11 protein-coding genes are annotated in these 14,356 nt (G+C 67.4%); 6 read left to right on the top strand and 5 right to left on the bottom strand.

Features of this window, described 5'->3' with window-relative positions:
* Window positions 1–171 precede the first annotated feature (171 nt).
* From RZ1_RS16060 to RZ1_RS16040, 5 genes are read left to right on the top strand one after another with little or no spacing between them, the layout of a single operon-like run.
* Window positions 172–1,539, top strand: a complete 1,368-nt coding sequence (locus RZ1_RS16060) for a flavin-containing monooxygenase (protein WP_083583731.1) — start codon at window positions 172–174, stop codon at window positions 1,537–1,539.
* A 12-nt stretch (window positions 1,540–1,551) separates the two neighbouring features.
* Window positions 1,552–2,691 (top strand): serine hydrolase domain-containing protein, encoded by a 1,140-nt coding sequence (locus RZ1_RS16055; protein WP_072813395.1) that lies wholly within the window; start codon window positions 1,552–1,554, stop codon window positions 2,689–2,691.
* Window positions 2,691–3,731: an NAD(P)-dependent alcohol dehydrogenase gene (locus tag RZ1_RS16050; RefSeq protein WP_072813393.1), complete on the top strand. Its 1,041-nt coding sequence runs from the start codon at window positions 2,691–2,693 to the stop codon at window positions 3,729–3,731. The genes RZ1_RS16055 and RZ1_RS16050 overlap by 1 nt, the downstream gene beginning before the upstream one ends.
* 51 nt (window positions 3,732–3,782) lie before the next feature.
* The gene (casG, locus tag RZ1_RS16045; RefSeq protein ID WP_072813391.1) at window positions 3,783–5,444 is read left to right on the top strand and encodes a steroid-24-oyl-CoA synthetase; all 1,662 of its coding nucleotides are present in this window, start codon (window positions 3,783–3,785) and stop codon (window positions 5,442–5,444) included.
* Window positions 5,445–5,493: 49 nt separating this feature from the next.
* The gene (locus tag RZ1_RS16040) at window positions 5,494–7,260 is read left to right on the top strand and encodes an N-acyl-D-amino-acid deacylase family protein (protein ID WP_072813389.1); all 1,767 of its coding nucleotides are present in this window, start codon (window positions 5,494–5,496) and stop codon (window positions 7,258–7,260) included.
* A gap of 138 nt (window positions 7,261–7,398) precedes the next feature.
* Here RZ1_RS16040 and RZ1_RS16035 read toward each other — a convergent pair whose 3' ends face one another.
* A complete protein-coding gene (locus RZ1_RS16035) occupies window positions 7,399–8,907 on the bottom strand; it encodes a flavin-containing monooxygenase (protein WP_072813387.1) in 1,509 nt (502 codons plus the stop codon).
* Between the two features lie 73 nt (window positions 8,908–8,980).
* On the opposite strand from RZ1_RS16035, the gene RZ1_RS16030 reads away from it, so the two are divergent.
* On the top strand, window positions 8,981–9,607 hold the full coding sequence (locus RZ1_RS16030) for a TetR/AcrR family transcriptional regulator (protein WP_072813385.1): 627 nt from the start codon (window positions 8,981–8,983) through the stop codon (window positions 9,605–9,607).
* A 349-nt stretch (window positions 9,608–9,956) separates the two neighbouring features.
* Here the strand turns inward: RZ1_RS16030 and clpX are convergent, their stop codons facing one another.
* The 4 genes from clpX to tig form a co-directional block, all read right to left on the bottom strand.
* On the bottom strand, window positions 9,957–11,234 hold the full coding sequence (gene clpX, locus RZ1_RS16025; protein ID WP_072813383.1) for an ATP-dependent Clp protease ATP-binding subunit ClpX: 1,278 nt from the start codon (window positions 11,232–11,234) through the stop codon (window positions 9,957–9,959).
* Window positions 11,235–11,468: 234 nt separating this feature from the next.
* Complete coding sequence (locus RZ1_RS16020; protein ID WP_072813382.1) at window positions 11,469–12,131, bottom strand: ATP-dependent Clp protease proteolytic subunit; 663 nt, start codon at window positions 12,129–12,131, stop codon at window positions 11,469–11,471.
* 48 nt (window positions 12,132–12,179) lie between these two features.
* Window positions 12,180–12,806 carry an ATP-dependent Clp protease proteolytic subunit gene (locus RZ1_RS16015; RefSeq protein ID WP_072813380.1) on the bottom strand — a complete coding sequence of 209 codons (627 nt, stop codon included), beginning with the start codon at window positions 12,804–12,806 and terminating at the stop codon, window positions 12,180–12,182.
* A 114-nt stretch (window positions 12,807–12,920) separates the two neighbouring features.
* Window positions 12,921–14,291 (bottom strand): trigger factor, encoded by a 1,371-nt coding sequence (gene tig, locus RZ1_RS16010; protein WP_169917978.1) that lies wholly within the window; start codon window positions 14,289–14,291, stop codon window positions 12,921–12,923.
* Window positions 14,292–14,356 lie beyond the last annotated feature (65 nt).

Raw genomic sequence — 14,356 nt, 5'->3', positions numbered from 1 at the left:
TCGCGCGATCGGGCAAATCTCCCCGTCATTGGGAATACGTTCCGTCATTCACTTGACAGTCCGTCACCAAACTCGGAGTATGGCGTAAGTCACTCCGGCGAGCGTCGATGGCGCCGACCACATCGCTACCGTCGTCGGCCGATGGCCGCACACGTACAGAAAGCGAGCATCATGAGCTCCACAAACCTGCCGACCGTCTGCATCATCGGCGCGGGCCCATCCGGGATCACCACCGCCAAACGACTCCAGGACCACGGCATCCCGTTCGACTGCTTCGAGGCCTCCGACGAGGTGGGCGGCAACTGGTACTACAAGAACCCCAACGGGATGTCGGCCTGCTACCAGAGCCTGCACATCGACACCTCGAAGTGGCGGTTGGCATTCGAGGACTTCCCGGTCCCCGCCGAGTGGCCCGACTTTCCGCACCACTCGCTGCTGTTCCAATACTTCAAGGACTACGTCGCCCACTTCGGCCTGCGGGACAAGATCACCTTCAACACCTCCGTCGACCACGCCGAACGCGGAGACGACGGTTTGTGGACCGTGACGTTGTCCACCGGCGAGACGCGCGCCTACGACGCGCTGATCGTGTGTAACGGGCACCACTGGGACCCGAATACCCCGGACTATCCCGGACAGTTCGACGGCACACTGATGCACAGCCACGAGTACAACGACCCCTTCGACCCGATCGACATGCGCGGCAAGAACGTCGTGGTGGTCGGAATGGGCAACTCGGGCCTCGACATCGCATCCGAACTCTCGCAGCGCTTCCTCGCCAAGAAGCTGACGGTCTCCGCTCGCCGCGGTGTCTGGGTCCTGCCGAAGTACCTGGGCGGCAAGGCCGGCGACAAGATGTCGGCGCCGGCCTGGATGCCGCGCTCGCTCTCGCTCGCGCTGAGCCGTCGCTTCCTGCGCAAGAACATCGGAACCATGGAGGGCTACGGCCTCCCCAAGCCCGATCACCAGCCCTTCGAGGCGCACCCGTCCGCGAGCGGCGAGTTCCTCGGCAAGGCGGGCTCGGGCGACATCTCGTTCAAGCCCGCCATCACCGCGCTGGAGGGCAAGCAGGTGCGCTTCGCCGACGGGAGCGCCGAAGACGTCGACGTGATCATCTGCGCCACCGGCTACCGCATCAGCTTCCCGTTCTTCACGGACCCGAACCTGTTGCCCGACAGCAGAAACCGATTCCCACTGTTCAAGCGGATGATGAAGCCCGACATCGACAACCTCTTCTTCATGGGGCTCGCACAGCCGATGCCGACCCTGGTGAACTTCGCCGAGCAACAGAGCAAGCTCGTCGCCGCCTACCTCGCCGGCAAGTACCAGCCCCCGTCGCCCAGCGAGATGCGGTCCGTCCTCGCCGCCGACGAAAAGTACTACCTCGGCCCCTACTACGAATCCCCGCGACACACCATCCAGTGCGAGTTCGACCCGTACGTGCGCAACCTGAAGAAGGAGATCGCCGACGGCGGCAAGCGCGCCCGGTTGGCCGGCAACGCATTGCCCGTGCCCGCTCGCGCCCTGCAGAACGCCTGAGAAGGAGATCCGATGACACTGACACAGGGATTCTGCGCGGAGGGCTTCGAGTCGGTTCGCGAGGCACTCGAGCTGCAGCTCGCCTCCGGTGAGGAACTCGGGGCGTCCATCTGTGTGACCGTCGACGGCGAACCCGTCGTCGACATCTGGGGTGGACACACCGACACCGAACGCACCACCACCTGGGACCGCGACACCATCGTCAACGTCTTCTCCATCACCAAGACGATGACCGCCCTGTCCGCCCTGCTGCTCACGGACCGCGGCGTGCTGGACCTCGACGAGAAGGTCGCGCACTACTGGCCGGAGTTCGCCGCGAACGGCAAGGCGGACATCGAGATCCGGCACCTGCTCGCGCACACCTCCGGGGTGTCCGGGTGGGATCGCCCGATCGAGCTCGCCGACATCTACGACCACGAGTCCGCGGCCGCACGGCTGGCCGGTCAGGCCCCGTGGTGGGAGCCGGGCACCGCGTCCGGCTATCACGCCCTCAATTACGGGCACCTGATCGGAGAGGTGATCAGGCGGGTCGACGGCCGCACACTCGGCCGGTTCTTCGCGGAGGAGCTGGCCGGGCCGCTGGGCGCCGACTTCCACATCGGCACCGGCCCCGAGCACTTCGACCGGATCGCGCCGCTGGTGCCGCCGCCTGCCCTCGAGTTCGACATGTCCACGCTCGACCAGGACAGCATCCTGGTCAAGACGTTGACCAGCCCGCTGCTCGACTACGAGCGCACCGCGGACCCACAGTGGCGGCAGGCCGAGATCGGGGCGGTCAACGGCCACGGCAACGCCCGCTCCATCGCCCGACTGCAGTCGATCGTCTCCGGTGGCGGCATCCTCGACGGCAAGACCTGGCTGTCAGCCGACACCATCGACGCGATCTTCTGGGAGCAGGCCGACGGTGTGGACCTCGGGATCCTGACCCCGCTGCGGTTCGGGATCGGCTACGGGCTGCCGCACGCACAGACGGCGCCCGCCGTTCCCGACGGCAAGGTCTGCTGGTGGGCAGGGGTTGGCGGGTCGTTCGTCGTCAACGACCTCGACCGCGGGATCACCTTCGCGTATGCGATGAACAAGATGGCGCCTGGACTCATCGGGTCCGACCGTGCCGACGCCTACCTGAATGCGACCTTCGAGGCGGTGGCGTGATGCGAGCACTACAACTGACCGATCCCGGCGTCCTGGAGATCAGGGAGGTCCCGGTGCCGGAGATCGGGCCGTCCGACCTGCTGATCCGGGTCGGTGCGGCAGGCATCTGCCACTCCGATCTCCACCTGCTGCACTTCCCCGTGAAGATGCGGGAGGAGCCACTCACCCTCGGGCACGAGATCGCCGGCACCATCGAGGCGGTCGGCAGTGAAGTGGACGGCCGCCATGCGGGCGAACGCGGGATCATCTACCTCTGCTGGTCGTGCGGTGTCTGCCGCGAGTGCGTCAGCGGCAACGAGAACGTCTGCCTGGCCGCCGGCCGGACCGCCATGCCGCCGTGCCCCGGGCTCGGGCCCGACGGCGGCATGGCCGAATACGTGCGTGTGCCGGCCCGCTCCTTCGTGCCGATCGGCGACCTGGACTTCCAGCAGGCCGCACCGATGGCTGATGCCGCGCTGACCAGCTACCACGCGATCCGTGGGGCCATGGAGCACCTGCGACCCGGCTCCACCGCGGTAGTCATAGGGATCGGTGGGCTCGGGCACGTCGCCGTGCAGATCCTGCGGGCGGTCAGCGCCACACGCGTGGTCGCGGTCGACGTCGGTGCCGCCCAGCTCGACCTCGCGAAGCGCTGCGGCGCCGAGATCGCCCTCGAATCGGGGCCAGCGACCTCACGCCAGATCCTCGATCTCACCGAGGGCCGCGGCGCTGACGCGGTGTTCGACTTCGTGGGGATCGATGCGACCGCCCGCATGTCCGTCGAGTCTGTCGCGCCGAACGGGACCTACCGGATGGTCGGGCTCGGCGGCGGCGTCCCTGGCGTGACGGCGGAACCCGCGGGCGGACCCGGCTGGCCGTGGGGTGCATCCGTCCGGAAGTCCTACGGCGGCACCAGAAGCGACCTCATCGACTCGATCGCGCTCGCGCGCTCCGGGCGGCTCACCGTGGAGGTCGACCCGTTCGACCTCGCGGACGCCCGCACCGCCCTGGACCGCCTCGAAGCCGGGCAGATCCGGGGCCGAGCGGTGCTCCTCCCGTGACCGGACTGCCCTGCCCGAATACCACTGACCACTGCATCGAAAGGATTCACAGTGACGAAGTCCGTTGACCCGCAGGAGTACATCGCGTCCGTGATGGCCGGGCTGACGGGCCCGGGCGGACGGTTCGAACTCGGCGTCGAGACGGTGCTCGGCACCGAGATGCCGGTGATGAAGAACCGCGACCGGGCCCTCGGGGATGTCCTCGCCGCCTCGCTCGACTACGGCGACCGCGACTACCTGGTCGCCGAGGATCGCCGGATGAGCTACACGGAACATGGGTCCGCCGCCGCCGCGCTCGCGACCGCGCTGCGCGAGCGGTACGGCGTCGGCAAGGGCGACCGAATCGGCATCCTGGCCGCCAACACCCCCGAATGGCTCGTCGCCTTCTGGGCGGCGCAGTCACTCGGTGCGATCGCGGTCGGCTTCAATGCCTGGTGGGCGCCGCGTGAGGTCGAGTACGGCATCGACCACACCAAGCCCACCGTCGTGGTCGCCGACGCCAAGCGCGCCGCGCTGCTCGGCGAGCTCGGCGCCGACGCCCCCGTGCTGACCATGGAGCAGGACCTCCCGAGCCTGATCGCCGAGTTCGCCGGCTCCGACCTGCCGCACACCGATGTGGACGAGGACGATCCGGCGCTGATCTTCTACACCAGCGGGACCAGCGGCCGACCCAAGGGCGCAGTGCACTCGCACCGAAACGTGCTCGCGACCATCGACTACCACCGGTACAGCGATGCGCTCGCCGCAGCGTTCACCGGCGGCGACCCGAGCTCGGATGCCCCGAGCGACCGGCGGTACCTGCTCACCTCGCCGCTGTTCCACATCGCCGGCCTGCACAACCTGGCCGTCCCCCGGCTGGCCACAGGCGGTGCGGTCGTGATCTACCAGGGCTCGTTCGACGTGGACCGCATGCTCCGGCTGGTCGAGCGCGAGCGCGTGACCAACTGGGCCGCCGTCCCCACCATGGCGAATCGTCTACTCGAGCACGAGGATCTGTCGCGATACGACCTCTCCTCGGTCACCGCGTTCGCGCTGTCGGCGGCGCCGTCGTCCGCGGCGTTCCAGGACCGCCTGCGCGAGAAGGTGCCGTTCGCGCGCAGCTCCCTCGTCGACAGCTACGGCCAAACCGAGAGTGCCACCGCGATCTCCGTCGCCACCCCGCTCGATCTCGCACAGTTCCCCGGAACCCTCGGGCGGCCCATCATCGGGGTCGCCGTCGAGGTCAGGGACCCGTTCGGGGTGAAGGTCCCCGACGGGGTGGAAGGCGAGATCTGCACGCGCAGCCCGTACGTGATGCTCGGCTACTGGGACAACCCGGAGGCCACCGCCGCGGCGATCACCGAGGACCGTTGGCTGCGCACCGGCGACTTCGGTGTGATCGAGAACGGCATGGTCCGACTCACCGGGCGACGGTCGGACCTGATCGTGCGCGGCGGCGAGAACGTGTACCCGATGGAGATCGAGCAGTGCCTGGACGAGCACCCCGAGATCCTCGAGTGCGCGGTGATCGGCGTCGACCACCCCGACCTCGGCCAGGAGGTGGCCGCGGTGGTCGTCGCGCGGTCGGAGGACGCCGTCACGGAAGAGGAGCTGCGGGCCTTCGCCGGCGAGCGCCTCGCCTATTTCAAGGTCCCGGCTCGGTGGCGGATCACCACGTCGCCGCTACCGCGCAACGCGACCGGCAAGACGATGCGCACCCAGGTGGTCGTCTGATGGCCCCGTGCGTGGAAACCGATGACGTTCGAGATTGGAGTGGTCTGCGATGAGCTACGACGTGATCGTCAAGAACGGCCGGTGGTTCGACGGCACCGGCGCACGGTCCGAGACCAGGCATCTCGGCATCCGTGACGGCCGGGTGGCCGTCGTGTCGGTCGATGCACTCGACGAGACGGACTGCCCGGAGGTGGTCGACGCCGCCGGGAAGTGGGTCATCCCGGGCATGGTCGACATCCACACCCACTACGACGTCGAGGTCCTCCTGGACCCCGGGCTCGAGGAGTCGGTGCGGCACGGCGTCACCACGATCTTCCTGGGGTCGTGCTCGCTGTCGGCGGTCCATGCCGGCCCGTCCGACGCGGGCGACCTGTTCGGCCGGGTCGAGGCCATCCCGCGCAGATTCGTGGTCGACACGCTCACCGAGTTCCAGACGTGGACCTCGGCGCACGGGTACGTCGAGGCGCTGGAGGCGTTGCCGTTGGGCCCGAACGTGGCCTCCTTCATCGGCCATTCGGACATCCGGGTCGCGCAGATGGGCCTGGATCGGGCGACCCGCAAGGACGTCAAGCCCACCCCGGCCGAACTCGACGCGATGGCGGCGAAGCTCGAGGAGGCGCTCGACGCGGGCTTCATCGGCATGTCCTCGCAGGAGCTGCTGTTCGACAAGCTCGACGGCGAGGTCTGCCGGTCCCGGACTCTGCCGTCGACGTACTCGACACGGCGGGAACGTCGACGGCTCAGTGCGATCCTGCGACGCAGGGGCCGGGCATTGCAGGCCGGCCCGGACGTGGGCCGCCCGCAGTCCATGGTCGCGTTGGCGCTGAGCAGCATGGGGCTCTTCCGCCGCCCGTTGAAGGTGAGCCTGCTCTCGGCCGCGGACGTCAAGGCGATACCGGCTGTGGCGCACGTGTTCCCGGCGATGGCGAGGGCCGTCAACGGGATACGCGGCAACTTCCGGTGGCAACACCTGCCAGTGCCGTTCGAGGTGTACTCGGACGGCATCGACCTGCCCGTGTTCGAGGAGTTCGGGTCGGGTGCGGCCGCGCTGCACCTGTCGAATCAGATCGAGGAGCGGCGCGCGCTGCTGGCCGACGAGTCCTACCGCCGCCGGTTCCGCAAGGACTACGACAAGAAGTACGGTCCGCGGGTCTGGCACCGTGACTTCTTCGACGCCGAGATCGTCGAATGCCCGGACGAGTCGGCGATCGGCAAGACCTTCGGCCAGGTCGGGGTCGAGCGCGGCGGGGTGCATCCCGTGGACGCCTTCCTCGACCTGGTGGTCGAGTACGGCACCAAGGTCAGATGGCGCACCACGATCTCGAACCACCGCCCCGAGGTGCTCAACAAGTTCGCGTCCGATCCCGGTGTGCAGCTGGGCTTCTCCGATGCCGGTGCACACCTGCGCAACATGGCCTTCTACAATTTCGGGCTCCGCCTGCTGCGTCGCGTGCGCGACGCCGAGCGATCGGGGAATCCGTTCATGTCGGTGGAGCAGGCCGTGCACCGGCTCACCGGCGAGCTCGCCGACTGGTACGACCTCGACGCCGGGCACCTGCGCGAGGGTGACCGGGCCGACCTCGTCGTGATCGATCCGGCGCACCTGGACGAGTCCCTCGATGCCTACGCCGAATCCCTTGTCGCCGAGTACGACAACTTGTCCCGGATGGTCAACCGGAACGACGAGGCCGTCACCGCCGTGTTCGTCGGGGGCGAATTCGTCTTCGGCGAGGGACAACCCGCACCGGCGCTCGGAACCCGGCGCACCGGCCGGTTCTTGCGAGCCTCGTCGTCGACGGCGGCTGGGAGCTGTTGAATTACCCCGACCTGAGGCGCCTCGCGGGCTGACGAGCATGGGGTTGCCGGTGAACGCCTACTTGCCGCAGAGTGTCAACTCCTTCGGTTCGTTGTCGTCGGTCTTCGGCATCTGACGGCGGCCGGTTGAGCCGGGCGGCTACCCGAGAGCGGCGGAGGCCCGCATGGTGTAGTCGTCCAGCGGGAAGCTGCGGGCCTCCCGGAACGTGTTGACCGTGGAGGTGGGGCGCAGGATCGCCGCCTCGCCGTGCTGGTTGAAGTAGTAGCTGCGGGCGCTCTGGCAACTGCCCCCGTAGAACACCGAATCGTCCAGCTTGGCGGTCATCCGGTCCAGGAAGGCGGCGTTGGCACCCTCGGTGACCTCGAAGACGTCCGTGCCGCGCCGTCGCATCTCGCCGAACAGTCGCTGCATGTGCGCCATCTGCGACTCGATGGTGGTGAAGTAGGACAGCCCGCTGTACGAGTATGGGCTCGCGAGTGTGAGGAAGTTCGGGAAGTACGGCACAGCCACACCCTCGTAGGCCTGGAACCTGTTGTCACGCCACCACTTCCCCAGGTTTCGCTCCTCTCGACCGATCACCTCGATCGCCGGGAAGTTCACGTCCCACAGGTTGAACCCGGTGGCCAGGATCAGTGTGTCGATCGTGGTCTTGCGGCCGTCGGCGGTGACGATGCCGTCCGCCTCGATCCGCTCGATCGACGCCGTCTCCAGGTGCACGTCGTCTCGGGTGAAGGTGCGGTAGTAGCTGTTGGAGAACGTTGGGCGCTTGCAGCCGAAGTCGTAGTCCGGGGTCAACTTCCGGCGCAGCCCGGCATCGCCGACCTGCGCGCGGAGGAACGCCCGCGAGAGCGCTGCGGCGCCCTTGCTCAGCACCTTGGTCTGCCGGTAGTGCAGCACCGCGCTGACCATCACGGCCTCGAGGATGCCCGAACTGACCCAGCGGGCCACCCGCTGCGAGGCCGGGAGGCGGGCGAACAGCCGCTGCACCACACCGGGGATCGGCGTGTCCACCTTGGGCAGCACCCAGATCGGCGTGCGCTGGTACACCGTCAGGTCGGCGGCCTTGCACGCCACCTCGGGGATCAGCTGGACCGCGGTCGCGCCGGTGCCGATGACAGCCACCCTGGCGCCGGTCAGGTCGTGCGTGTCGTCCCACGCGGTGGTGTGGATGACGGTGCCCGCGAACGTGTCGATGCCCTCGATGTCCGGCATGCGCGGCTGGGACAGGAACCCGGTGGCGGTGAGCAGGTAGCGCGCGGTGATCGACTCCTGGCCGGCGACCGAGACCACCCAGCACTGCTCGGCCTCGTCCCACCGCGCTCCCTCGACCACCGCCCCGAAGCGCATGTGCCGGCGCAGGTCGTACTTGTCGGCGACGTGGTCGGCGTAGCGCTTGAGTTCGGCGCCGGGCGCGAACAGCCGCGACCAGTACGGGTTCGGCTCGAAGGAGTAGGAGTAGGTGACCGAGGCGATATCCACGGCCAGGCCCGGATAGCGGTTCACATGCCACGTGCCGCCGAGGTCGTCCTCGCGCTCGAGAATGCGAATGTCGTTGAAGCCGAGGCGTTTGAGCTCGATCGCGGCACCCATCCCGCCGAATCCGGCACCCACGATCACCGCATCATGATGCTCCCGCACAGCAGCCATCCGAAGCCCCTCCCAGAATCACTCTTCCGAAACTGACACATCATTCCGTTTGGGAATAACGTATCATCGCCCTATGACGGAGGCCACCACTCGAGCGGAACGCAAGAAGGCCGAGCTGCGCCGCGAGATCATCGACGCGGCGTTCGACTGCTTCGCTGAGCGCGGCTACCACGCGACGGGCATCGCGGACATCGCCGCCGTGCTCGGGATCGGCCACGGCACCTTCTACCGCTACTTCGAGAACAAGCGCGACATCATCGAGCACGTCATCGACGACCTCGTCGGCAAGATCATCGGGACACTCGCGATGGAGAACGCCCCCGACGCGGCGAACAGCCTCGACGAGTACCGGGCGCAGGTCGCGCGCATCGCGGAGGCGCTGCCGCGCATCTTCTTCGACGATCCGCGTGTCCCGCGACTGCTGCTGTTCGAGGCGACCGGTGTGGACGCGGATCTGACCCAGCGGCTGTACGGCCTGCTCGACAACGCGGTGGCGCTGACCGCCGGTTACCTCGAGCACGGCGTCGAACGCGGGTACCTGCGCGCCGACCTCGACGTTCCGGGCACCGCGCAGGCGGTCAACGGGATGATGCTCGCCAGCGCGATCCAGGGCCTGCGCACCGGCGATGCCGCGCAGGTGCAGTCGTTGAACACGGCCATCCAGCGGCTGATGTTCGACGGCATCCGCGCCGCGGGGTGAGGGTCGGCCCGCATCGGGAATCGTCAGCTCGGGCTGCGTCCCCGAGAACCGCCGCGACGATCACCGGGGCCAGGTAGAGCAGCGGGAACGGGCTTGCCCCGCCCGCGAAGCCCCGCTCGACGAATCCAGCCGTAGGCGGTGTTGCGATTGAGTCCGACGCTCCGAGCGGCAGCGCCGACATTGCCGTCTTCACGGTCGAGCGCTTCGAAGAACCGGTCCTTCAACTCTGCAGAAACCACGATCCCCGCAACTCCCTGAAATCCAGGGTGTTGCGGGGATCGCCAGAACCCGTCGTCAGCCGGGGGCCGTGGTCGTCGTCGGAGTTCCGAGTCCGTCGGCTCGAGAGTGCTTACGCGCTCTTGTCGCGACGCTCGCGGTCCGGCTTGCGCGGCACGATCGTCGGCAGCACGTTGTCGGTGACAGTCTCGGCGGTGACCACCACCTTCTCGACATCGTCCCGGCTCGGGATGTCGTACATCACCGGCAGGAGCACTTCCTCCATGATCGCGCGCAGGCCGCGGGCGCCGGTGCCGCGCAGGATGGCCTGGTCCGCGACCGCTTCGAGCCCGTCGGTCGTGAACTCGAGTTCCACACCGTCCATCTCGAAGAGCCGGACGTACTGCTTCACGAGGGCGTTCTTCGGCTCGGAGAGGATCTGGACGAGCGAATCCTTGTCGAGGTTCGTCACCGACGCCACGACGGGCAGACGGCCGATGAACTCGGGGATCAGACCGAACTTGATCAAATCCTCGGGCATGACCTCGGCGAAATGGTCGGTGGTGTCGATGTCCGCCTTCGAGCGCACCTCGGCACCGAATCCGATGCCGCGCTTGCCGACGCGGTCGGAGACGATCCGCTCGAGACCTGCGAACGCACCGGCCACGATGAACAGCACGTTGGTGGTGTCGATCTGGATGAATTCCTGGTGCGGATGCTTGCGTCCACCCTGCGGCGGCACCGACGCCTGCGTCCCCTCGAGGATCTTCAGCAACGCCTGCTGCACACCCTCCCCCGAGACATCCCGGGTGATCGACGGGTTCTCGCTCTTGCGGGCGATCTTGTCGACCTCGTCGATGTAGATGATGCCGGTCTCGGCGCGCTTGACGTCGTAATCCGCTGCCTGGATCAGCTTGAGGAGAATGTTCTCGACATCCTCGCCGACGTAGCCGGCTTCGGTGAGGGCGGTAGCGTCGGCGATCGCGAACGGCACGTTCAGCATCTTCGCCAGCGTCTGCGCGAGATAGGTCTTGCCGCAGCCGGTGGGGCCGAGCAACAGGATGTTGGATTTGGCGAGTTCGACGGTTTCGCCGCGCGCGTCGCGGGACCTGTCGCCCGCCTGGATGCGCTTGTAGTGGTTGTAGACCGCCACGGCGAGGGTCCGCTTCGCCGAATCCTGACCGATCACATAGTTGTCGAGGAACTCGCGGATCTCGGCGGGCTTGGGCAGCTCGTCGAGCTTGACCTCAGTGGATTCGGCGAGTTCTTCCTCGATGATCTCGTTGCAGAGGTCGATGCACTCGTCGCAGATGTAGACACCGGGGCCTGCAATGAGCTTCTTGACCTGCTTCTGGCTCTTTCCACAGAACGAGCACTTGAGCAGATCTCCGCCATCACCGATACGTGCCATCTGTCAGGTCCCCTACTTCCTCGTGTGCGTGCAACAGACGCCGAGACCGCCGACAGTGCCGGTCCGGCGAGCGCGCCTCGGTTCGACCGTACCCGGAGATCACTGCACAGGTCGACCGGTTCTTCGCGTTTCGAAGGTCATATTTGTGCGGTGCGATCCGTGTACGTCCCGCTGCGTGTGGACCGGCCCGGTCCGAAAACCCACGGTTGCGGGTCCCGGACCGGGCCGTGCCGGTCACTTCTGCGCCGAGAGCTTGCGGTACTCGAGCACGTTGTCGATCAGGCCGTACTCGACGGCTTCGGCCGCGGTGAGGATCTTGTCGCGGTCGGTGTCCTTGCGGATCTGCTCAGCGTCCCTGCCGGTGTGCTTGGCCAGCGTGGTCTCCATGAGCCGACGCATGCGCTCGATCTCGGCGGCCTGGATCTCGAGGTCGGAGACCTGGCCCTGGATGCCACCGGTCGCGGGCTGGTGGATGAGCACGCGGGCGTTCGGCAGTGCCAGGCGCTTGCCGGGGGTACCGGCGGCGAGCAGCACGGCCGCGGCCGAGGCGGCCTGGCCGAGGCACACGGTGGTGATGTCGGCGCGCACGTACTGCATGGTGTCGTAGATCGCCATCAGCGACGTGAACGAGCCACCGGGCGAGTTGATGTACATGGTGATGTCGCGGTCGGGATCGAGGGACTCGAGCACCAGCAACTGCGCCATGACGTCGTTCGCCGACGCGTCGTCGACCTGCACGCCGAGGAAGATGATGCGTTCCTCGAACAGCTTGTTGTACGGGTTGGATTCCTTGACGCCGTAGCTCGAGTGCTCGATGAACGACGGAAGGATGTAGCGCGAGGAGGGGCCGGCAGGTGCCGCTCCGCCCAGAGCGCGGGGATCGAAGAGGTTGGTCATCGCTTCTCCAAGAAGTTCGTGATGCGGGGGACGGATCGTCGGGTTCGGCTAGTTGCCGGTGCCGCCGGCCTGCGTGGCCCGGGACACGACGTGGTCGACGAAGCCGTACTCGAGCGCCTCGGACGCGGTGAACCAGCGGTCACGGTCGGAGTCGGCGGTGATCTGCTCGACCGTCTGACCCGTGTGCTCGGCGATGAGCTCGGCCATCTCCCGCTTGGTGTGCGCGAACTGCTCGGCCATGATCGCGATGTCGCTGGCCGTACCACCGATACCCGCCGACGGCTGGTGCATCATGATCCGCGCGTGCGGCAAGGCATACCGCTTGCCCTTGGTTCCGGCGGACAACAGGAACTGCCCCATCGAGGCGGCCAGGCCCATACCGAACGTGGCGACGTCGCACTCGACGAACTTCATGGTGTCGTAGATCGCCATACCGGCGGTCACCGACCCACCCGGGGAGTTGATGTACAGGGAGATGTCGCGCGACGGATCCTCGGCCGCGAGCAGCAGGATCTGGGCGCAGAGCTTGTTGGCGATGTCGTCGTCGACCTGGGTACCGAGGAAGATGATCCGCTCGCGGAGCAGGCGCTCGTAGACCGAGTCGCTGAGGTTCAGCCCAGCGGTGGCCGAGGTCATCGTCGGACCGATGGATGTCGCCGGATTCTGAGGAGTCACGGTACCTGCCTTCTCGTCAATCGTGGATTGCTGACACAGACACTAACGAAAGGGGGGCGGCACCGGATGCCCGGTGCCGCCCCAATTCGCTTACAGCGGAACGATCAGCGCGATCTACTCGGCCGACTCGTCGGCCGCGGCCTCGTCCTCGGCGCCCTCGTCGGCCTTCGAACCGAACAGCGTCTCGGTGTCGACGGTCGCACCGGTGGTGTCGGTCACGGTCGCCTGGTTCACGACGCTGCCGAGCGCCTTGCCGCGACGCACGTCGGCGAAGATCGCCCCGAGCTGGTTCGCCTGGCTGATCTGCTGGATGAACTGCTCCGGCGGGATGCCGTAGCGCTGCGCCTGGAAGAAGATGCGCTCGGTGAGCTCCTGCTGCTCGACCGTGGTGTTCTCGGCCTCGGCGATCGCATCCAGCAGCAGCTGGGTCTTGACGGAACGCTCGGCGGACTCGCGGGCGTCCTTGTCGAACTCCTCGCGGCTCGAGCCCTGCTCCTCGAGCAGCTCGTTGAGCTTGGTCTCGTCGTGATCGAGCGCGTGGATGGCGTCGTGCAGCGCGCTGTCGACCTCGGCCTGGACGACCGCCTCGGGCAGCGGAACCTCGACGGTCTCGAGCAGGGCCTCGAGGACCTTGTCGCGGATCTGGCCGGCCTGCTCGACCTTCTTGACGCGCTCGACGCGCTCACGCAGGTCGGCCTTCAGCTCGTCGAGGGTGTCGAACTCGCTCGCGAGCTGCGCGAAGTCGTCGTCCTCGTCGGGAAGCTCGCGCTCCTTGACGGAGTTCACCTTGACGGTGACGAGGGCTTCCTTGTCGGCGAACTCACCGGCGACAAGCGTCGAGGTGAACTCCGCCGAGCCACCGGCCTCGAGGCCGATGATCGCCTCGTCGAGACCCTCGATGAGCTGGCCGGAGCCGACCTCGTGGGACAGGCCCTCGGTCGCGGCCTCCGGAACGGGCTCGCCGTCGACGGTCGCGGACAGGTCGATGGAGACGAAGTCGCCGTCCTGCACGGCCCGCTCGACGCCCTTGAGGGTGCCGAAGCGCTGGCGCAGCGACAGGAGCTGCTCGGCGACGTCCTCGTCGGTGATCTCGACGGGATCGACGGTGACGGCGATGCCGGAGAAGCCGGGGAGGGTGATCTCGGGGCGGACGTCGACCTCGGCGGTGAACGCGAGCTCGACGTTGTCCTCGATCTTGGTGAGCTCGATCTCGGGCTGACCGATGACCTTGACGTCGTTGGCGGTCACGGCCTCGCTGTAGCGGGGGCCGATCGCGTCGTTGACGACCTGCTCGAGCACGGCGCCGCGACCGACACGGGCCTCGAGGAGCTTACGGGGAGCCTTGCCGGGGCGGAAGCCGGGCAGGCGAATCTGGCCCGCGAGGGCCTTGAATGCGCGGTCGAAATCAGGCTGGAGCTCCTCGAAGGGCACCTCAACGTTGATACGGACTCGCGTCGGGCTGAGCTGCTCGACGGTGCTCTTCACGGACATGCTCCTTCTGTGTCGTGCTCTTGTTTCGGTCTCACTACGGCGCCGATTGCTCCGCCGCC

This window comes from Rhodococcus zopfii NBRC 100606 = JCM 9919, from assembly GCF_001895025.1.
GTDB classification, from domain to species: domain Bacteria; phylum Actinomycetota; class Actinomycetes; order Mycobacteriales; family Mycobacteriaceae; genus Rhodococcus; species Rhodococcus zopfii.
The sequence above is the reverse complement of the archived record's forward strand: the minus strand, read 5'-3'. Positions and strand labels throughout refer to the sequence as shown.